General features: G+C 69.2%; 18 protein-coding genes. 7 read left to right on the top strand and 11 right to left on the bottom strand.

Going from position 1 to position 19,499, the window contains the following annotated elements; translation table 11 throughout:
- Window positions 1-34: 34 nt before the first annotated feature.
- Both AB0L60_RS06590 and AB0L60_RS06595 read right to left on the bottom strand, forming a co-directional pair.
- Entirely contained in the window at window positions 35-1,735 is a 1,701-nt protein-coding gene (locus tag AB0L60_RS06590; protein ID WP_364608221.1) for an AMP-binding protein, read from the bottom strand.
- A complete protein-coding gene (locus AB0L60_RS06595; protein WP_364608224.1) occupies window positions 1,732-3,369 on the bottom strand; it encodes an AMP-binding protein in 1,638 nt (545 codons plus the stop codon). The genes AB0L60_RS06590 and AB0L60_RS06595 overlap by 4 nt, the downstream gene beginning before the upstream one ends.
- A gap of 55 nt (window positions 3,370-3,424) precedes the next feature.
- Between AB0L60_RS06595 and AB0L60_RS06600 the strand changes: the two genes are divergently transcribed.
- Window positions 3,425-4,306 (top strand): LuxR C-terminal-related transcriptional regulator, encoded by an 882-nt coding sequence (locus AB0L60_RS06600; protein ID WP_364608227.1) that lies wholly within the window; start codon window positions 3,425-3,427, stop codon window positions 4,304-4,306.
- 33 nt (window positions 4,307-4,339) lie between these two features.
- On the opposite strand, the gene AB0L60_RS06605 is transcribed toward AB0L60_RS06600, so the two are convergent.
- Together AB0L60_RS06605 and AB0L60_RS06610 are read right to left on the bottom strand one after the other, a co-directional pair.
- Entirely contained in the window at window positions 4,340-4,687 is a 348-nt protein-coding gene (locus AB0L60_RS06605; protein ID WP_364608230.1) for a ribosomal subunit interface protein, read from the bottom strand.
- A gap of 135 nt (window positions 4,688-4,822) precedes the next feature.
- A complete protein-coding gene (locus AB0L60_RS06610; protein WP_364608233.1) occupies window positions 4,823-6,031 on the bottom strand; it encodes a UDP-N-acetylglucosamine--N-acetylmuramyl-(pentapeptide) pyrophosphoryl-undecaprenol N-acetylglucosamine transferase in 1,209 nt (402 codons plus the stop codon).
- Window positions 6,032-6,145: 114 nt separating this feature from the next.
- On the opposite strand from AB0L60_RS06610, the gene AB0L60_RS06615 reads away from it, so the two are divergent.
- The 3 genes from AB0L60_RS06615 to AB0L60_RS06625 all read left to right on the top strand — a co-directional run bounded on the left by AB0L60_RS06615 (window position 6,146) and on the right by AB0L60_RS06625 (window position 9,143).
- Window positions 6,146-7,048 carry a hypothetical protein gene (locus tag AB0L60_RS06615; RefSeq protein ID WP_364608235.1) on the top strand — a complete coding sequence of 301 codons (903 nt, stop codon included), beginning with the start codon at window positions 6,146-6,148 and terminating at the stop codon, window positions 7,046-7,048.
- Window positions 7,021-7,944, top strand: a complete 924-nt coding sequence (locus tag AB0L60_RS06620) for a hypothetical protein (RefSeq protein ID WP_364608238.1) — start codon at window positions 7,021-7,023, stop codon at window positions 7,942-7,944. Before AB0L60_RS06615 ends, AB0L60_RS06620 begins: the two co-directional genes overlap by 28 nt.
- Before the next feature lie 794 nt (window positions 7,945-8,738).
- Window positions 8,739-9,143 carry a hypothetical protein gene (locus AB0L60_RS06625; protein ID WP_364608241.1) on the top strand — a complete coding sequence of 135 codons (405 nt, stop codon included), beginning with the start codon at window positions 8,739-8,741 and terminating at the stop codon, window positions 9,141-9,143.
- Window positions 9,144-9,167: 24 nt separating this feature from the next.
- Here the strand turns inward: AB0L60_RS06625 and AB0L60_RS06630 are convergent, their stop codons facing one another.
- Window positions 9,168-9,980, bottom strand: coding sequence for an SAM-dependent methyltransferase (locus AB0L60_RS06630; protein WP_364608244.1), 813 nt, complete (start codon window positions 9,978-9,980; stop codon window positions 9,168-9,170).
- 128 nt (window positions 9,981-10,108) lie between these two features.
- Between AB0L60_RS06630 and AB0L60_RS06635 the strand changes: the two genes are divergently transcribed.
- Entirely contained in the window at window positions 10,109-11,287 is a 1,179-nt protein-coding gene (locus AB0L60_RS06635; RefSeq protein WP_364608247.1) for a cytochrome P450, read from the top strand.
- A gap of 35 nt (window positions 11,288-11,322) precedes the next feature.
- Here the strand turns inward: AB0L60_RS06635 and AB0L60_RS06640 are convergent, their stop codons facing one another.
- The gene (locus AB0L60_RS06640; protein WP_364608250.1) at window positions 11,323-12,036 is read right to left on the bottom strand and encodes a phosphatase PAP2 family protein; all 714 of its coding nucleotides are present in this window, start codon (window positions 12,034-12,036) and stop codon (window positions 11,323-11,325) included.
- A 99-nt stretch (window positions 12,037-12,135) separates the two neighbouring features.
- Here AB0L60_RS06640 and AB0L60_RS06645 point away from each other — a divergent pair, with 99 nt between their 5' ends.
- Window positions 12,136-12,858, top strand: a complete 723-nt coding sequence (locus AB0L60_RS06645; RefSeq protein ID WP_364608582.1) for a response regulator transcription factor — start codon at window positions 12,136-12,138, stop codon at window positions 12,856-12,858.
- Here the strand turns inward: AB0L60_RS06645 and AB0L60_RS06650 are convergent.
- Window positions 12,772-14,181: an ATP-binding protein gene (locus tag AB0L60_RS06650; protein WP_364608252.1), complete on the bottom strand. Its 1,410-nt coding sequence runs from the start codon at window positions 14,179-14,181 to the stop codon at window positions 12,772-12,774. The genes AB0L60_RS06645 and AB0L60_RS06650 overlap by 87 nt on opposite strands.
- Window positions 14,182-14,195: 14 nt before the next feature.
- Window positions 14,196-14,819, bottom strand: coding sequence for a TetR/AcrR family transcriptional regulator (locus tag AB0L60_RS06655; RefSeq protein WP_364608255.1), 624 nt, complete (start codon window positions 14,817-14,819; stop codon window positions 14,196-14,198).
- Between the two features lie 121 nt (window positions 14,820-14,940).
- Between AB0L60_RS06655 and AB0L60_RS06660 the strand changes: the two genes are divergently transcribed.
- Window positions 14,941-15,753: a class I SAM-dependent methyltransferase gene (locus AB0L60_RS06660; RefSeq protein WP_364608258.1), complete on the top strand. Its 813-nt coding sequence runs from the start codon at window positions 14,941-14,943 to the stop codon at window positions 15,751-15,753.
- A 75-nt stretch (window positions 15,754-15,828) separates the two neighbouring features.
- Here the strand turns inward: AB0L60_RS06660 and AB0L60_RS06665 are convergent, their stop codons facing one another.
- Genes AB0L60_RS06665 through AB0L60_RS06675 form a run of 3 tightly spaced genes read right to left on the bottom strand, consistent with a single transcriptional unit; the run spans window position 15,829 to window position 19,470 of the window.
- Complete coding sequence (locus AB0L60_RS06665; protein ID WP_364608260.1) at window positions 15,829-16,902, bottom strand: amidohydrolase family protein; 1,074 nt, start codon at window positions 16,900-16,902, stop codon at window positions 15,829-15,831.
- A gap of 46 nt (window positions 16,903-16,948) precedes the next feature.
- On the bottom strand, window positions 16,949-18,400 hold the full coding sequence (locus AB0L60_RS06670) for an FtsW/RodA/SpoVE family cell cycle protein (RefSeq protein WP_364608262.1): 1,452 nt from the start codon (window positions 18,398-18,400) through the stop codon (window positions 16,949-16,951).
- On the bottom strand, window positions 18,397-19,470 hold the full coding sequence (locus tag AB0L60_RS06675) for a hypothetical protein (protein WP_364608265.1): 1,074 nt from the start codon (window positions 19,468-19,470) through the stop codon (window positions 18,397-18,399). Before AB0L60_RS06675 ends, AB0L60_RS06670 begins: the two co-directional genes overlap by 4 nt.
- Window positions 19,471-19,499 lie beyond the last annotated feature (29 nt).

Below are 19,499 nucleotides of genomic sequence, written 5' to 3' on the forward strand. Positions count from 1 at the left end.
TCCGATCTGTCGTAGGGGCTGGGGCGGTGCGGTTTCAGCGGACGGTGTCGCTCAGTACTTCCTCGTAGCGGTACTCGGTGGGGATGGTCTCGCCGGCCGCGTGCGCCTGCTCCTCGCGATGGCGCAGGTCGACGCGGCGGATCTTGCCGGAAATCGTCTTCGGTAGCTCGGTGAACTCCAGCCGGCGGACACGCAGGTAGGGCGCGAGGTGATCGCGGGCGTATTCCAGGATGGCGCGGGCGGTTTCACGGTCCGGCTCCCATCCCGCCGCCAGCGCCACGTATGCCTTGGGCACCGCGAGCCGCGTGTCATCCGGCTGCGGCACCACGGCCGCCTCCACCACGGCCGGATGCTCGATGAGCACGCTCTCCAGCTCGAAGGGGGACACCTTGTAGTCGGAGGACTTGAAAACGTCGTCGGTGCGCCCGATATAGGTGATGTATCCGTCCGCGTCTCGCACGGCCACATCGCCGGTATGGTAGTAGCCGCCGTCCATGACCGCGGCATTACGCTCCGGATCGCCGAGATAGCCGGTCATCAGATTGACCGGCGCCGCAGCCAGATCCAGGCAGATCTCGCCCTCCTCGGCGCGCTGCCCGGTGATCGGATCCACCAGCACCACCGGCACGCCCGGTGCGGGCCGGCCCATGGAGCCGGGCTTGAGCGGCTGCCCGGGCGTATTGCCCACCTGCAGGGTGGTTTCCGTCTGGCCGAAGCCGTCGCGGATGACCAGGCCCCACGCCTTCTCGACCTGCGCGATGACATCGGGGTTCAAGGGCTCACCCGCACCGAGGATTTCGCGCAGCCCGGCCGGACGCTCGCCCAGATCGGCCTGGATCAGCATGCGCCACACCGTGGGTGGCGCGCAGAAGGTGTTCACTTCGGCCCGGCGCAGCTGCGCCAGCAGGGCCGCGGCGTCGAAACGCGAATAGTTGTAGACGAATACGGTCGCCTCGGCCAGCCACGGCGCGAAGAAGCAGCTCCAGGCATGCTTGGCCCAGCCGGGCGCACTGATGGCCAGGTGCACGTCGCCGGGGCGGACACCGATCCAGTACATGGTGCTCAAGTGACCGACCGGGTAGCTGATCTGGGAGTGCTGCACCATCTTCGGCTTGCTGGTGGTGCCGGAGGTGAAGTACACCAGCAGCGGATCGGTCACCTCGGTGACGGCCCGGAACGGCCCGGCCGATTCGACGGACGCCGCCCCGGCGTAGTCGTGCCAGCCAGATACCGGCTCGCCCACCACGATTCGCGTGTAGTCGCCCGGCACCTCGTCGAATTTGCCCGTATCGCCGTGATTGGCGATGACGAAACGCGCTCCGCCGCGCTCGATCCGGTCGCTCAGATCGGCCGGTCCCAGCGCCCCGGTGGTGGGCATGATGACCGCGCCCAGCTTGGCCACCGCCAGCATGGCCTCCCACAGCTCGGCCTGGTTGCCGAGCATGAGCACGACGCGGTCGCCCTTGCCGACGCCCAGCCCGGCCAGCCAGGTGGCCACCCGGTCCGAGCGCTCGGCCATCTCGGCGAAGCTGATCCGCTGTTCGGAGCCGTCCTCCTCGACGATCCACAGCGCGGGCCGGTCGTTGCCGCGGGCGATGTGGTCGAACCAGTCGGTGGCCCAGTTGAATTCGCCGGTCAGCCGTGGCCATTCGAACTCGCGCACAGCAGTGTCGTAGTCCGTCGACACGGCCAGTAGTCCGTCGCGGGCGGCGCGGTAGGCCTCGGTGTTCGTCATGCGTTCTCCTCGTTCAGGCCGAGCAGTCGGGCGCCGATCTCGCGCATCTCGACCTTGCGGATCTTGCCGGTCACGGTCATCGGGAACTCGTCGACGACGTGCACATAGCGGGGGATCTTGTAGTGGGCGAGCTTGCCGGCGCAGTGCTCACGCAGACTCTCGGCGGTCAAAGGCGGTGTACCCGGGCGCATCCGGATCCACGCCATCAATTCCTCGCCATATTTGACGTCGGGCACGCCGATCACCTGGGCGTCGACGATGTCGGGATGGGTGTAGAGGAATTCCTCGATCTCGCGCGGGTAGATGTTCTCGCCGCCGCGGATGACCATGTCCTTGATGCGGCCGGTGATGGCCACGTAGCCCTCGTCGTCCATGGTGGCCAGGTCGCCGGTGTGCATCCAGCGCGCGGCGTCGATGGCCTCGGCGGTCTTCTCCGGTTCGCCCCAGTAGCCGAGCATCACCGAGTAGCCGCGGGTGCACAGTTCGCCGGCCGTGCCGCGCGGCACGGTCACCCCGGTCACCGGGTCCACGATCTTCACCTCGATGTGCGGCCCGGCCCGGCCGACCGTCGCGGTGCGCTGCACCAGCGAATCGTCGCCGCGGGTCTGGGTGGAGACCGGGCTGGTTTCCGTCATGCCGTAGCAGATGCTCACCTCGCGCATGCCCATGCGCTCGATGACCTGCTTCATCACCTCCACCGGGCACGGCGATCCGGCCATGATGCCGGTGCGCAGCGAGGACAGGTCGTAGGTGTCGAACTCCGGATCGGCCAGTTCGGCGATGAACATGGTCGGCACCCCGTACAGGGAGGTGCAGCGTTCGGCCGCAACGGCTTCCAGGGTGGCGCGCGGGTCGAAGGCCGGGGCCGGGATGATCATGGCCGCGCCGTGCGTGGTGGCGGCCAGATTGCCCATGACCATGCCGAAGCAATGGTAGAAGGGCACCGGAATGCAGATCCGGTCCTGCTCGGTGTAGCCGCACAGCTCGCCCACGAAATAGCCGTTGTTGAGGATATTGTGGTGGCTGAGGGTCGCGCCCTTGGGGAAACCCGTTGTGCCGGACGTGTATTGGATATTGATCGGATCGTCGGTGGACAGCGCCGACTGCGCCGCGGCCAGCAGATCCGAATTCGCGGCCCGGCCGCTGGTGAACAGGCTCTGCCATTCGAGACTGTCCAGCAGCACCACCTGCTCGAGCTCCGGGCACTCCGGGCGCACCTCGGTGATCATGGCCGCGTAGTCGGAGGTCTTGAACGACGGTGCCGCGACCAGCATTCGAATTCCGGCCTGGCGCAGCACGTAGCGCAGTTCGTGCGCCCGATACGCCGGATTGATATTGACCAGGATCGCGCCGGCCTTGGCGGTGGCGTACTGGATCAGTGTCCACTGCGGGCAGTTCGGCGCCCAGATGCCCACCCGGTCGCCCTTGCCGATGCCGGCCGCCAGCAGGCCCAGCGCCAGCGCGTCGACCTCGGCGTTGAATTCGCGGTAGGTCCAGCGGATACCGGTGGTGTAGTCGATGAGGGCCTCGCGGTCCGGATACGCGGCCGCGGTCCGTTCCAGGTTGGCGCCGATGGTGTCGCCCAGCAGGGGAGCGTCCCAGACTCCGAAGGTGTAGCTCGTGCTCTCGCTCACACCAGTAGGATCTACGTCACACTCACCCTGAACTACCCCCGAAAGGGGCTGACCGATGACTTCGGCCACGGACGGGCTCCTGCGCCCCAGCGACTGTGACGCTCTGCGCGCTGAGCTGCGCACTCTCGCCTCCGCCAGCAAGCTTCCGGTCGTCTTCGGCGGCGAGGTGCACGCGGGCATGCTGGTGCTCAGCGAGTTCGTCGGCACCCGCACCAACGGCATGCGCGGGCTGGCCGTCGCACCCAGCTCCGGGCTGGGCGGCTCGGCGGTGGTGACGGGCAAGCCGCGCTCGGTGTCGGACTATCGCTCGGCTTCGACCATCACCCACCACTACGACGTCCCGGTGCTCGGCGAGGGTCTGCGCGCGGTGGTGGCGGTGCCGGTGGTGGTGCGGGGCGAGGCACGGGCGGTGCTGTACGTGGCCAATCGGGACTCGGGGGTGATCGGCGACCGGATCGCCGACGAGATGGTGCAGGCCGGGCGCCGGCTCGCGACGGAACTGGCCATTCGCGACGAAGTGGATCGGCGGCTGCGCCTGTCCTTCGCGCGGGAGTCCACGACGCGCGCTCATGCCTTCGTCGCCGAAGCCAATGCCGTTGTCACCGAACAACTCCGGGATCTGCACGCGGAACTGCGCGGCATCACCCAGGTGGTCTCGGAGGCCTCGGCCCGCCGGCGCCTGCGCGAGGTGACCGAGAAGCTCGCGCGCCTGGTGTCGGGCGTCGCGGCCCCGGACGACGCGGTGAGCCTCGCGCCCCGGGAACTGGACGTCCTCGCCCACGTCGCGCTGGGCTGCACGAATCTGGAAGCGGCGCAGCGACTTTCGGTGCGCCCGGAGACGGTCAAGAGCTATCTGCGCAGCGCCATGACCAAACTCGGCGCGCACAACCGCCACGAGGCGGTCGTGCGCGCGCGCCGCCTCGGGCTCCTTCCGTAACCGAATGCCGGAGGCAGCGGCCGGCGGCCGGACTCAGTCCGACACGAGGTGGCGGATCGATTCACCGCCCTTGGCGTGATGTAACCGCCCGAACTTGCTGTCGAGCAGGTGCGCCATGCTGTCGGCGGCTCCGGTGTAGGCGTCCTCGGCGGTGGCCGCGCGGTGGGTGGTCGCCACCGGTGGCTGGCCCTTGGGCCGCGCCTCGAGGCTGCACTTCTTGTCCTCGGAACCACCCTTGTGCCCGTTCACATCGGTGATGTGGGCCTCGACCCGGGTGAGGTGATCAGCGAATCGATCCAGAATCGAAGCGATGGTGTCCGTCGCTTCCTGCGCGATCGCGCCGCCGCCGATGTTCTTGTCGGCGAAGACCTGGATTTGCATGGCATCTCCAATCTCTCGGGTAGCAAGCCCCGGAGTAACCGAGGGCTTGCTGACACCTCCGACCATACCCACTCCTACTGAGAGTGGCGTGTGGAATAGATCGCGTGGCGGCGCACGGCTTTTCGTGATCCGCGCTCAGCGGGTGGCCAGATCCAGGACGGTGAGGGCGAGGTCCGTGGCGGCCTCCGGGTGGCCGAGGGCGCGGGCGGCGGCCGATACGGCAGCGCGGGTCCCGGCATCGGTCAGGAGTTCGGTGAGGGCCGTGCGCAGGTTCGCGACGGTGGCATCGTCACCGACGAGGGCGCGAGCGGCATTGTGGTCGGCCAGGATTCGGGCATTACGGATCTGCTCGCCGCCGACCGAATGCGGATACGGAATCAGCACCGAGGGCTTGCCCAGCGTGGTGAGCTCGGCGAGAGTCCCTGCGCCGGAACGGGATACGACGACGTCGCTGAGCGCCAGCACATCGGGGAGCTCAGGCCCGACGAACTCCCGCACCAGGTAGCGGCCGCGCACCTCCTCCGGGAGGGTGGCGGCGTGGTCGCGAACCTGCTCGAAGGAGAGCCGTCCGCACTGGTGAATCACATTGGCGGAGTGGAGGAGTTCGGGCAGCAGCTGCCCGATCAGCTCGTTGATCTGCACCGCGCCCTGCGCGCCGCCGGTGATGTAGACCGTCGGCAGGCCGGGGGTGTAGCCCTCCCAGTCGAGAGCCTTGACCGCCGCGGCCGGATCGCCGGTCGTGAGGGTGGGGCGAATCGGATTGCCGGTGACCACGGCCCGGTTCCGGGCGCGCGCGGGCAGCATGGCGATCGACGCCTCGGAGCTGAGCGCGATGCGGTCGGCCATCCGGGCCAGCAGCAGGTTGGCCTTGCCGACGCCGGTGGTCTGCTCGTGGATCACCAGCGGCCGCCGGCGCAGCGCGGCGGCCATGCCGATCGGGGCGCACACGTAGCCGCCGGTGCACAGCACCGCGTCCGGGCGGAACCGGCGCACCACGCCCTGGGCGGTGAGGACGCTGACCGGCACGCGCAGCGCATCCCGCGCATTGTCCCTGTTGAGCATCTTGAGCGGATTGCGGTCGCGGCGCAGCTTGCCGGCCTTGATGCCGGTGAAGTCGATGTCGTTCTCCGCCGCGACCCGCTGCTCCAGGCTGTCGGGCACGCCCACCCACAGCACCTCGGCCACGGCCCCGGTCTCGGCCGCCAGATCCCGCAGCGCCCGCATCGCCGCCACCGCCGGATAGGTGTGGCCGCCCGTGCCGCCACCGGCGACGATCACGCGCACCCGGCCACGGTCGCCCAGTCGCTGCAGGATCGGGGCGCGGTCGGCGGCGGGATTCGGCATGGACGATCCTCCTGGTGTGGGTGGCGGGTGCGGGTGGCGCAGCGCCCAGGCTATCTCGGGCGGGGGCGGGCCGGCCGGTTCGGGAGGTACCGATCGGTCGGAGAAGATTGCGAGGTGTTGGCGAGACGGCGACGGGCGTCGGAGGCCGGACTGGCCGATTGCTGGGCCCGGACCGTGCCGGTCATGTCCCCGGGCTGGCGGCAGCGCATGCGCCGCTCCACCCACAACCTCATGGTCGAATCCCTCTGGGAACTGGACAATATCGCCCGCGATCGGGTGGCCAATCCGGTCGAGTACATCGAGATGCGCCGCCGGGTGGGCGGCGCGCCCTGGTCGGCCAATCTGGTGGAGTTCGCCTGCGGCGCCGAGGTGCCCGGCCGTTTCGCCGCCGAGCGGCCGCTCCGGGTGCTGTGCGAAACCTTCTCCGACGCAGTGCATCTGCGCAACGACCTGTTCTCCTACGAGCGCGAGGTCCGGGTCGAAGGCGAGAACGCCAATATGGTGCTGGTGCTGGAACGGTTCCTGGGCCTGCCCACGCAGGCGGCCGCGGAGCTGACCAATGACATGCTGACCTCGCGGCTGAAACAGTTCGAGGACACCGCGTCGGTCGAGGTGCCACAGCTGTGCGTGGAACGCGCGGCCACCCCTGCCGAACAGCTGGCCGTCGCGCGGTACATCGGGGGCCTGCAGGACTGGCAGTCCGGCGGGCACGAGTGGCATCTGCGGTCGAGCCGCTACATGAACAGCGGCGTCGACCGCGGTCCGACCGGGCTGGGCAGCGCGGCCGCCCGGCTCGCGCCGGGGTTGCGAATCCAGCTCCAGCAGCACGTTCCGCCGCCGCGGACACCCGGACCGCTGCCCGTGCGCGGGCTGGTGATGCCGTATCCGGTGTCGATGAATCCGCAGGTGGCGCTGGCTCGCGCGGACGGGCCGAGGTGGGCCGCGGCCGTCGGACTGCTGGATCGCGGGTCGGCTGGACGGCCGAGACCGTGGCCGCCGCAGATTTCGCGGGGCTGATGGCCATGCTCGATCCCGGGGCCGATGCGGCCGCGCTGCTGCTGCGCACCCGCTGGTGCACCTGGGGCACCTACGCCGACGACCTGGCTACCCGGGTGTTCCGGGTGGAACCGGTGTCCGGCCGAGATCAGTTGCGGCACTTGCGACTTCAGCTCGCCGACAGTCCGCCCGCACCGCTCACCGCACTCGAATACGGCTTGGCCGCGCTGTGGCGCGATACCGCGGCCGGCTGTGACGAGGCGGGGCGTGAGCGCTTGCGGGCGGCCCTGATCGAGCTGTTCGAGGGCTGGGAGTGCGTGCTGGAGAACGAGATTCGGCACCGGCTGCCCGATCCCGTCGACTATCTCGAGCAGCGACGCCTCACCTCGGGCGGGCCGCTGTTCTGCGCACTGGATGCCCTGTATTCGCCCGAAATTGCCGCCGACTCACGGATTTCGGAGATATCGGACTCCAGCATCGTTCGGCAGCTGCAGAATTCGGCCCACGACTACGCGGCCCTCGTCAACGATCTCTATTCGTATCAGAAGGAGATCGAATACGATGAGGAGATCTACAATCTCGTGTATCTCACCCAGTCCTTCCTGGGCTGTTCCCGCGAGCACGCCGCCGATATCGTCGTCGATCTCGCCAATGAACGGTTGACGCAGTTCGAACTCGTCGCGCGCGAACGGCTGCCCGAATTCTTCGCCGACCACGAGCCGCCCGGCGAGGTGCGGGCGGCGCTGCTCGGCCATGTCGACCGGCTGCGGGATCACATGGCCGGAAATCTGCACTGGCACACCAGTACCGGCCGCTATTCCGAGCAGACCCTGCGGGCCTCCCGTCCCAGGCCGGTCATCGCCGGTCCGGTCGGCCCCTTCGTCAGCGTGCTCGCCGATCGGGCAGGCCGCCGCTGACCCGTTGCGCCGCGGCCGCCCGGCGGTGTGGCGGCTGTGCGGGATCGAAGACGCGGTCCTGGTCGGGGACGCCCTGCGCGGCCTGGCCATCTGGACGGCCGCGCGGCTCGGTTGCGCCTGCGCCCTGGTTGCGTTGTGCGCGGGCGCGCCCTCGGAGGCGGCCATGGACCGGTTCGGCCGGGGAGGATCTGCTGGCGCTGGCTGTGCCGGGTAGCGATAAATCGAATTCGGACAAATGAATTCGACCGGGCGGTTCATATTGCGCGGCAATATCTTTTCGTGATGCAACCGTCAAGCGCGCTTAACCCGTAGGCGGCGCACATGGCGGATCGCTTGCGCTGGTGATGCGGGTTTCCCTGCGCGCCGGGTCGCGCAATGCCGTGGGACTTTGGTAATCGATTCACCGGAATCCATTGCTCTAAAACTGCTGGGCTGTCACGATATCCCACACGCGGTGAACGGGGCCGGTGCGATTCACCGTCGAATTGTCGATCAGGCGCGCAACTTTCACATTCCGATGCTTCCGGGCTGCGATACGCCTCATTTCGCCGTGCCTATTTCCCAGGAGTTCGAGCATGACTACGGGAGCTGTCGCAGCGCCCGGGCGGCTGCCGGCGCTGGGCCGCGCATCCACGAGGGAATTGGTCGCTGAATCACCGCATGACATACCGGACGGCTCACCCCGGCCGGAAGACCTGACGCCGCGGGTGCCCGGCGTCGAACCGGGCCCTCATCCCGAGGAAACCAGAGAGGACGCAATGAACACATCGAGCAATGCAGGTGCTCCCGGCAGCATGACCGACCGGGTGTCGACGCTGGTGAAGGTCCTGCGCTCGGAGGTGCTCGAATGCATCGCCGCGGGCGCCATCGACATGGCCACCGGGACGCTGCTGGCGGTGGAGACCGTCGACAACCATCCCCAGGAGGTCCTCGATCTGCTGGCCGCGGCCACTCTGGAGCTGTTCCAGGGCCGCAATATGGTGATGATCGAGGACATCTGGAAGGAGCGGCGCGGAATCCGGTTGGAGCGCCACTACTTCCAGGAGATCCTGGTCAACAGCGACAACCTCACCCACCTGTTCGTGCGTGCCGAGAGCCGCGAGGACGTGGTCGTGGTGGTGGTGTGCCGCAAATCGATCAATGTGGGCATGCTGTTCGCCCAGACCCGGCGGGTGCTCGAGGACGTCGGCAGCCTCTGACCGTGCGCGCGGCGGGTCGTCGGATCAGGGAATGCGGCCCACCGCGCCCAGCATGGCCACCGCCTCGGGACGCGGATGCGGCCGGTACTCCTCGGGCCGCCAGAGGGTGACCGCGGTGATGCCCGGCGGGGTCACGGTGAATCCGTCGAAGAACTTGGCGAATTCGGCGCTGGAACGCAATTGGAACGGCACGCCGCTGCGGGCATTGGCCTCCGCGGAACGGGCCAGGTCGTGCTCGTCGAGGTAGTCGTTGGTGGCGTGCGACATGACCAGGTAGCTGCCGGGGGCCAGGGCGTCGGTGAGCTGCCGCACGAGGTCGTAGGGCCGTAGCTCGTCGGTCATGAAGTGCGCGACCGCGACCACCATGAGCGCGACCGGCTTGCTCAGGTCGATGGTGGCCAGCAGGTCGGGATGGGTCAGGATGTGCTGCGGGTCACGGAGGTCGGCGTCCAGATACGCGGTCCGGCCCTCGGGGGAGCTGTTGAGCAGATCGCGGGCGTGCACCAGCACGATGGGGTCGTTGTCGACATAGACGATGCGGGACTCGGGGGCGATGCCCTGCGCGATCTCGTGCACGTTCCCGGCGGTGGGCAGGCCGGTGCCGATGTCGAGGAACTGGCGGATGCCCGCCTCACCGGTCAGATAGGCGACCGCGCGGCGCAGGAAGTTGCGGTTCTCCACCGCGGACAGCTGCACGGTCGGGAATGCCTCGGACACCGCGTCGGCGGACTCGCGATCAGCGGGGAAGTTGTCCTTGCCGCCCAGCCAGTAGTCGTACCGGCGGGCCGGATGCGGTTTGGTGGTGTCGACGCGGTCCGCCGCTGATTCCGAGTTCAAAACGCTCACAATCCTTTTCGGCTACTGTCTGAATCTGTCAGCTCCAGTTGCGGATCGGTAACGACTCTGTACCTTCGGAAACCGGCAGAGCCGTGCGCCCGCCCCGCAGCATCGCCGGAAGGTTCGTCATGCAGTTGCGCTACAGCCCGTTCGATTTCGATGTCCATGCCGATCCGTACCCTTACTATGCCAGGTTGCGCAGCGAGGCCCCGGTCTACCGGAACGACACCGACGACTTCTGGGCCTTCTCGCGCCACGCCGACGTGCTCGCCGCGCTCCGCGATTCGGACCGCTTCTCCAGCGTGAACGGCCTGCGCATGGAACCGGCCTTCTGGGGGCCGCAGGCCGAACGGTTCTTCTCCTTCGTCGCCATGGACCCGCCCAAGCACACCCGGCTGCGCGGCCTGGTGACGCGCGCGTTCACCGCGCACCGGGTGCAGTCGCTGCAGCCGCGGCTGCACGAGATCGCGATCGGCCTGCTGGAACCGCTGCTGGAGCGCGGCAGCTTCGACCTCATGGCCGAATTCGCCGGACCCTTCCCGACCGAGGTGATCTCCGAGTTGGTCGGCGTGCCCGAGAACGATCGGGAGATGCTGCGCAAGCTCGGCATGGAGATCATGTACACCGAGGAGGAGTCCACCGATCTGCGGCCGGAGGCCATGCAGGCCATCGGCGCGCTGGTGGGCTACTACACCGAGCTCACCATCGAGCGCAGCAAGTCGCGGCAGGAGGATCTGCTCTCGGGTCTGCTCGATGCCGCCGACGGCGATGACCGGCTCACCCCCGAGGAGATCGTCGGCGTCCTGATCCTGCTGGTCGGGGCCGGCATCGAGACCAGCATGCTCACTTTCGGCAATGCCTGGCACGCCGCCTGGCTGCACCCCGACCAGCGGCGGCAGGCCCTCGACGGCCGGATCGACGACTGGATCGCCGAGGCCATGCGCTGGGACCCGGCCACCCAGACCCAGCTGCGCACCACCACCGAACCGGTCGAACTGCACGGCGTGTCGATTCCCGCCGACGCCCGCATCCTGCTGCTCACCGGGGCCGCCAACCGCGACCCGGAGGTCTTCGCCGATCCGGACACCTTCGACCTGGACCGCGACACCTCCGCCTCCCTGGTCTTCGGCAGCGGCCGCCACCACTGCCTCGGCTCCAACCTGGCGCTGCTGGAACTGCGCACGGCGCTGCAGGAAATCGCCTCGCGGGTAACCGATTTCGAGATCGACCCGGCGGGGCTGCAGCGCATCCACGCCTCCAACAACCGCGGCTTCGCGAGCCTGCCGACCACGGTCACGCTGCGCTGAGCGCTACCTCCGTGTGGTGCCGCCGCCGGTCCGGTTCAGCGCAACGAGCCGGGCAGGCGGTCGGTCACCAGGCGGGTGTACGGACGCAGGGTCAGGCACATCGAGAGCCAGCACGCGCCGATGAGCCAGCCGGCCAGGACGTCGGTGGGCCAGTGCACGCCCAGGTAGAGGCGGGACAGGCCGACCGCCACGGCGAACAGGGCGGCGACGGTGATCACCAGGATGCGGGTGATCCGGCGGGCCAGGACCGGCAGGAGGACCGCGACCAGGATGCCGGCCGCGACGGTCGAACCGAGGGCATGCCCGGACGGATACGAGTGATTGGTCTCGGTGACCAGGTGGTCGATCACCGGGGGCCGATCGCGGGCGATGAGAAGTTTGCCGAAGAAGACCAGCGCCCCCGCGCCTGCCGCCGCGACGGCGACGAGCACCGCCTGGTCCCAGTACTTCCGCCACGCCAGCAGCACGCACGCCAGGATCGCGTAGATCGCCACCGAGGTGGTGTCCCCGGCCGCGCTGACCGCCTTCGCGAGGCCGGTCCAGGTGGCGGTGCGCTGGTCGATGAACCACTGCAACCAGGGGGAATCCGGTCCGGCCGGGCCGTTGTACCAGACCACCACGCAGGTCAGGACGAGAATCACGGCAGCCAGCGCCAGCGTGACCAACATGCCGGTGAGCCTGTGTCCGGGGAATCCGGCGGGCCGTTTCGTGGTGGACGCTTCCTTCTGCGCAGGGGGTGAGGACAGCATGCCACCGAGGTTGCCATGGCATCGCTGAGAGAACGTTGAGAGCCCGGCCGGGCGGGGCCGGGCCGCCCCGCGGCCGGATCGTCGGGCATGCTGGTGCCCGTGCGGGTGCTGGTGGTCGAGGACGAGGAGCGGCTGGCGCGAACGGTGCAGCGCGGGCTCGAGCTGGAGGGGTTCGTGGTACAGCTCGCCCACACCGGGACCGACGGGCTGTGGGCGGCGGTCGAGGACAGCTTCGATGTGATCGTGCTGGACATCATGCTGCCGGGGCTGAGCGGCTACGAGGTGCTGCGCCGGCTGCGCGCCCGGGACGTGACCACCCCGGTGCTCATGCTGACCGCCAAGGACGGCGACTACGAGCAGGCCGACGCGCTGGATCTCGGCGCGGACGACTACCTGACCAAGCCCTTCTCCTTCGTGGTGCTCATCGCCCGGCTGCGCGCGCTGCTGCGCCGGCGCGCTCCGCAGCAGCCGGTGCTGCTGACGGCGGGCGATCTCGTGCTGGACCCGGCGCGGCGCACGGTGCGGCGCGGCGAGACCGCGCTGACGCTGACCCCGCGCGAATTCGGGCTGCTGGAATTCCTGTTGCGGCACAAGGGATTGGCGCTGACCAAGATCGAGATTCTGCGCAATGTGTGGGACGCCCACTACGACGGTCCGGAGAACGTGGTCGAGGTGTACATCGGCTATCTGCGCAAGAAGATCGATGCGCCGTTCGGCAGCACCAGCATCGAGACGCTACGGGGCGTCGGCTACCGGATGGTCGATCCCGGCTGGTCCGGTGACGGGCAGGTCGATGACGAATCGGGCTCCGCCCCAAGGTGATTCGCCGATACTGACCGAACCGCCGTGCGCGGCCACGATTTCCGCGACGATGGCCAGGCCGAGCCCGGAGCCACCGGTGGCGCGTGCGCGGTCGGCCTCCAGTCGCACGAAGCGGCCGAAGACGCGCTCGCGGTCGGCGGCGGGGATGCCGGGGCCGTCGTCGTCCACCAGTACCCGGGCGGTGCCACCGTCGCGCCGGACGGTCACCGCCACCGTGGTGCGGGCGTGCGCGGCGGCATTGTCGACGATATTGCGCAGTGCCCGAGCCAGTTTCGGTTGATCGCCCCGGATCCGTACCGGCTCGATCGCCGTCCGCACCGTGCGGCCGCCCCGTGCCCGCAGGGCCGCGGCCTGCTCGCCGGCCAGATCGTCGAGATCCACATCCCCGGTGCGCATGTCGAGCCCGCTCTCGTCGGCGGCGGCCAGGGTCAGCAGATCCTCGATGAGGTGCCGCATGCGCTCGGTCTCGGGCAGCAGTGTGCCGCCGATCAATTCGGCGTCCAGCACCTCGGGCCGGTCCCGGGCGAGCTCGAGGGCGGCGGTGACCGCGGCGAGCGGGCTGCGCAGTTCGTGTGAGGCGTCGCCGACGAAGCGCCGCTGGGCCGCGTGCCCGGCCTCGACGCGGGCGAGCATGTCGTTCATGGTCTCGGCCAGCCGGGCGATCTCGTCGCGCGCCACCGGCACCGGCACCCGCTCCGACAGTCCGGCCGCGCCGATGCCCGCCACCCGGCTGCGGATCTCCTCGACCGATCGCAGTGACCGCCCCACCAGCAGGTAGGTGGCCAGCGCGGCCGCCGCGACCACCAGGGGCCCGCCCACCGCGACCAGGACCGCGACCCGCTTCACCGCGTGCTCGGCCGATTCGCTGTCGCCCGCGACCAGGACCAGGTACCGGCCGTCCGGTGCGGACAGGGTGCGGGCCGACACCCGCAGGTCCTCGTCGTACACGGAGACCGGCCGGCGCGCGGTCTCTCGCGCGCCCACGGTCCCCGGGTCCAGCAGCGGAACCGACAGCTTCGCGTTCGACTCCCGCGCGATCCGCCCCTGTGGGTCGATGACCTGCACCACTCCGATCTGCCCGGTCGCCTCGAACAGCGAATTCGGCAGCTCGGCCACCGAATTCCGGGTCAGCTCACTGGCGATGGTCTCGGCCCGCGTGCCGGCCGCCGTATCGATCTCCCGCAGCAGCGACCGATTCAGCAGTCCGAGCATGGCTCCGGCCGCCAGCAGCAGCACCGCACCCACGGTCAGCGCGGCCGCGATGGCCGACCGAATCCGCAACCCCCAGTGCGAGGGCCGCAACCATTCCCGGATCCGATTCACGTCCCCATCATGGGTCACCCGCGCGCCGGGTCGTCCAACAGGCCGCGGTTGACCAGGCCGAGCACCTGATCGACCGCGAAATCGATGTCGGCGCGGGTGGTGGGCAGTGACCCGTCCAGCAGCAGGGCGGCCAGGCCGTGGACCGCCGACCAGGCGGCGATGTCCGCACCGGGCCGCAGCTCCGGGTCGAGGAGTCCGGCGGCCTGCGTCTCGTCGAGGACCTGGCCGAGGATGCGGTGCGGGTCGTCGGCCGGTTCGTCCGCGGGTGCGGATGCGGCGGGCGAGTGTGCGCCGAAGGCGGTGCGGAACAGGCCGGTGTGGGTGAGCGCGAAATCGATGTAGGCCGTGCCGACCGCGTGCAGGCGGCCGCGCGGGTCGTCGGTGCGGGCGATGCGCCGGCGCATCTCGGCCGCGAGTGCGGCGCGGGCGCGGCGGGACACCTCGGCGAGCAGGGCCTCACGATCGGTGAAGTGCCGGTAGGCGGCCGAATGCGACACCCCGGCGGTGCGGGCGACCTCGCGCAGGACCACTCGGTCGGGTCCGCCGTCGTCGGCCAGTGCGAGCCCGGCGTCGACGAGGGCCGCGCGCAGGGCGCCGTGGTGATAGGTGGTGCGGCGGTCGGGGGCAGCTGGACTCATAACGTCAGGATTGCACATTCGGCCGGGATGTTGACGACGGTCACATCAGCTCACATACTCGTAGATGTGACCAATGGAAACATAGTGGTCCGCCACCCGGCCTTCGAATGAAAGTGCTGATATGAACGACATTTACATCGATACCCCGTACGCCTCCGGCAACTCCCGGACGGATATCGAGAAGGCCCTGCTCGCGGCCGGGCACGACCTCGATCGGCTACGGCTCGCCGACCTGGCGCTGGTCGAGGACTTCCACACCATGGGCCGGATCGCCACGGGTGCGCTGGCGGAGCTGGCCGGTCTCACCCCGGCGTCCCGGGTACTCGATGCCGGTAGCGGAATCGGCGGCACCGCACGGTATGTCGCGGAAACCTACGGATGCCGGGTCACCGCGGTGGATCTGACCGAGGACTACTGCGAGACGTCGCGCTGGCTCAATCGCCTGGTCGGACTGGACGACCGGATCTCCGTGCGGCAGGGCGACGTCACCGCGCTGCCCTTCGCCGACGGCGACTTCGATGTGGTGTTCAGCCAGCACGTGCAGATGAACATCGCCGACAAGGACGCGCTGTATCGGGAAGCGCGGCGGCTGCTGAATCCCGATGGCCTGCTGGCCATCTGGGACATCACCACCGCTTCCGGCGCCCGCCCCGACTTCCCCGTCCCGTGGGCCGACCGCTCCGAGCAGAGCCACCTGGTGACCCCGGACGACCTGCGCGTCACCCTGGAGCGCTCCGGTTTCGCCCTCGACCACTGGGACGACCTCACCGACCAGGCGGGCACGATCATGCGGGCCGTGCTGGCCGCCCCGCCGAATCCCGTTGGGCTGCAGGCCTTCGTCCCGAACTTCCCGCTGAAGATCGAGAACCTGACCCGGGCGCTCGCCGACGGCCGGCTGCGCGCCGTTCGCGCCGTGGCGCGCGCTCTGCCCTAGCGCGGGCCGGATCGGGGAGCTCCGGGTGCGGGTTTGCGCGGGTTGGCCGCAGCCGGAGCTCCCCGATCTTGAAAGTTACCGGGGGACCGGGATTCCCGCAGACCAGACGCCGCGGATCTGCGTGGTAGCCGTGATGTCGGCGAGCGGATCGGCGTCGAGCAGAACCAGGTCGGCGCGCAGACCCGGGGCGATGACGCCGCGATCGGTCAGACCGAAGTACTTCGCGGGCAGGGCGGTTGCCGCATCGAGGGCCTCGGCGGGGGACAACCCGGCGCTGACGAGCAACTCCAGCTCGTGGTGCAGGCTCACGCCGAAGGCCGGGTTCATGGGCACGCCGGGAGAGGAGTTGGCGTCGGTGCCCGCCAGGATCGGAACGCCCGCGGCGCGCAGCGCACCGACATTGGTCAGGGCGTCGGTGAAGGCTCCGGGGACGCCGTGGGCGGCGGACATGCCCTCCATCATGGTCAGGGTCGGGACGACGACCTTGCCCTCGGCGGCCAGGCGGGCGATCACTGCCTGCGGCAGCGCGACACCCACGGGGATATGGGTGAGGATGTCGACGCCGGCATCGAGGGCCATGGTGTACGCGGCCGGGTTGGTGGCATGAGCGATGACCATCAGATCGCGGGCATGAGCTTCGGCCACAACGGCTTTGGCCGCGGCCGCGTCGGGGCCGCCGTCGCCGGGGGCCTCCAGCACCAGCTTGATGTAGTCCGAGCCGGTGGAATGACGCTGGGAGACAGCGGATTCGGCCTGGTCGACGCTGCGGATGATGGCGGGTTCGCCGAGGAACTTGCCGTGCATGCCCTCAGGGCCGACGATGGCCATGCCCGCACTGCGAATATCGCTGGTGCCGACGGTGTTCCGGAGCTCGGCTACCACCTCGGCGAGGCTGGCCATATCGAGCGCGGTGGTGACCCCGTGGGCGGCGAGCAGCCCGGGAGTCTGCGCATCGTGGATGTGGACGTGGGCGTCGATGAAGCCGGGCAGCAGGATCGCGCCGCCGGCGTCGAGGCGTTCGGCGCCGGTGTCGTCGGTGCCGATACGGTCGCCGTCGATGACGATCGTGGTGGGTTCGGTGAGCGCGCGGCCGTCGAAGACGCGAACATTGCCGAGCGCCGTCCGGCTCGCTGAGCTTGAAGAGGTCACCGAACCAGCTTCCTCCCATTTGCCCCGGGCGACACCGCGATTCGGGTCAGCGCCGGCGGGGCAGCAGGCGGCGGGAGACGTGCTCGGTCACGGCATCCGCGATCGGCGGCACCGTCGGCGTGGGCCGGGTGGGCGGCGGCGGGGCCGAGCGAGCGTCGGCGGAGATGCGGATCAGCAGCGCCAGGATGATGTAGTTGGCCAGCAGCGACGAACCGCCGTAGGACATGAACGGGGTGGTGAGACCCGTCAGCGGAATCAGTTTGGTGACACCGCCGACCACCACGAACAGCTGCCAGCCGATCGAGAACGCCAGCCCGCCGCCGAGCAGCTTGCCGAAGGCGTCGCGGGTGGTGAGGGCGGCGCTGAAACCGCGGATGCACAGGATGAGGAACAGCGCCAGCACCGCGGCCAGGCCGATCAGGCCGAGCTCCTCGCCGATGGTCGAGATGATGAAGTCGGTACCGGCGAACGGCACGTCCTGCGGCCGCCCGCTGCCCAGCCCGGTCCCGGCCAGGCCGCCGGTGCCCATGCCGAACAGGCCCTGCGAGATCTGGTATCCGGTCGTGTAATAGGTGGCGAACGGGTCCCGCCACACCTCGACGCGGACCCGCACGTGCCCGTACAGCTGGTAGGCGATGACCGCGCCGACCGAGAACATGGCCAGGCCGATGAGCAGCCACGAGGCCCGCCCGGTGGCGATGTACATCATGGCCAGCACGGTGCCGAAGACCAGCAGCGAGAAGCCGAGGTTCTTCTCGTACACCAGCACCAGCACCGCGATGAAGGTGACCAGCAGCAGTGGTGCCAGATCTCGCAGGCGCGGGAAGGTCATGCCCAGGAAGCGTTTTCCGGCGGTGGTGAACAGGTCCCGGTTGGCGACCAGGAAGGCGGCCACGAAGATGATCAGCAGCACCTTGGCGAACTCACCGGGCTGAATCGAGAACCCGCTGATCAGGATCCAGCTCTTTCCGCCGTTGACCTCGCTGAAGCGGGAGGGCAGCAGGGCGGGGATGAGCAGCGCGACCACCCCGGCCAGGCCGCAGGTGTAGCCGTAGCGGGCCGGTTTGGTGTGGTCGGGCACGAAGACCAGCACCAGCACGAACAGCAGCATGCCCAGGCCGGTCCAGATCAGCTGATGCGCCGAGTCCGAGGACGGTATCGGCTCGCCGGCGTTCTTGGCCTTCACCACCTCGGCGCGGTCCAGCCGGTCGATGAGCACCAGCCCGATGCCGTTCAGCAGCACCACGCACGGCAGCAGCACCGGGTCCGCGGCGGGCGCCCAGCGGCGCACGGCCAGATGGGTGACCAGCACGAAGACCGTGAAAACGCCGAGCGCGCGGACACTCTGGCCGTCGAAGCCATTGCCGGTGGCCGAGGTCATGGCCAGATAGGCGAAGGCGATCAGGGCCAGCGCGGCCACGCAGAGTAGCAACTCGGCATTGCGCGGAACTCGCCCTCTCGACCTTGCCGGGGGAGGGCTGTGCCGAAATGCGCTCACACCGAACAGTATCGCGTGCGGTAGCGGATGAGCAGCCAAAGCAGTAGTGCTTCGGCGATAGCGGTGAACACGGTGAGGAACTGGCTGAAGTAGCTGGCCAGTACATTCACCACGGTCAGCGACAGAATGTTGGACCAGATGCCCAGCCGGACACCGATATCGGCGCGGCCGCGCATCCACGCGCCGGCCGCCACCGCGCAGCCGACGCCGACCAGCAGTTCGGCGACCGCGGCGATGCCCAAGCCCACCAGGGCTTTCCAGCCGTGGTTCTGGGTGACGTCGAGGAAGTGGTCGACCGCGGCCCAGGGGGAGTGCCAGCCGGCCAGCACGATGACGGCCAGCACCAGCCGCAGCAGGGTCCAGACGGCGTGGCCGATCAACACGGTGATGAGGACGGCCGCCAGCACTCGCTGCGGCAGGATCACGTCCTCGGCGCGCCGGTAAGCCTGTCGCAGTCGGGCGAAGCGGGAGGGCTGGGCGGTCTCGTGGGTGGTGCGCAGGTAGGTGGCGAGGGCGTCGCACAGGGCCACGGTGTCGGGGGTGAAACCGCTGCGGTCGATGCGGTCGAGGCTGTTCAGCAGGTAATTGCGCTGTTCCGCGTCGATCGTGCCGCCCACGTCCATCCCGACCTGTTCGGTGACCTCGGCCAGCACCAGGGCGGGCGGGCGCACCCGGCTGCGCGCGGCATAGCGGGCGACCAGCACGATCAGCAGGAAGGCGAGGTAGATGATGGGCGCGGCCAGCGGGAAGAAATAGTCGTTGTCCGAGGTGATGAACTTCCCGACCTCGTCGATGAACAGGCCCAGCCCGACCCCGGAGAGCGCCGCGGCGGTGGTCAGGGACCCGCGCCCGGCGAACAGGAACATCACCAGACAGGCGATGACAAGCAGTAATCCGCCGAAGAGCGCATGCGCGATGTGGTAGGTGCTGCCGCCGATCTTGGGATAGCCCGCGGCCATCAGATACAGCCGCGTGATCACCACGGTGAGTCCGAAACAGACCGCCATGGTGGTCACCAGCCGGCCGGAGCCGGGCCGCCACCGCATTCTCGCCACACGTTCGCCGAACACGTGTCCACCGTGGCACATGACCGGCTGCC

Origin of the sequence: Nocardia sp. NPDC051981 (assembly GCF_040680715.1) — a bacterium.
GTDB lineage: Bacteria > Actinomycetota > Actinomycetes > Mycobacteriales > Mycobacteriaceae > Nocardia.

Coding starts and splice junctions, on each gene's coding strand:
- AB0L60_RS06660 (WP_364608258.1), top strand. CDS start 14,941: ATGAACGACATTTACATCGATACCCCGTACGCCTCCGGCAACTCCCGG.
- AB0L60_RS06625 (WP_364608241.1), top strand. CDS start 8,739: ATGACCGACCGGGTGTCGACGCTGGTGAAGGTCCTGCGCTCGGAGGTG.
- AB0L60_RS06590 (WP_364608221.1), bottom strand. CDS start 1,735: ATGACGAACACCGAGGCCTACCGCGCCGCCCGCGACGGACTACTGGCC.
- AB0L60_RS06640 (WP_364608250.1), bottom strand. CDS start 12,036: ATGCTGTCCTCACCCCCTGCGCAGAAGGAAGCGTCCACCACGAAACGG.
- AB0L60_RS06655 (WP_364608255.1), bottom strand. CDS start 14,819: ATGAGTCCAGCTGCCCCCGACCGCCGCACCACCTATCACCACGGCGCC.
- AB0L60_RS06610 (WP_364608233.1), bottom strand. CDS start 6,031: ATGCCGAATCCCGCCGCCGACCGCGCCCCGATCCTGCAGCGACTGGGC.
- AB0L60_RS06635 (WP_364608247.1), top strand. CDS start 10,109: ATGCAGTTGCGCTACAGCCCGTTCGATTTCGATGTCCATGCCGATCCG.
- AB0L60_RS06600 (WP_364608227.1), top strand. CDS start 3,425: ATGACTTCGGCCACGGACGGGCTCCTGCGCCCCAGCGACTGTGACGCT.
- AB0L60_RS06605 (WP_364608230.1), bottom strand. CDS start 4,687: ATGCAAATCCAGGTCTTCGCCGACAAGAACATCGGCGGCGGCGCGATC.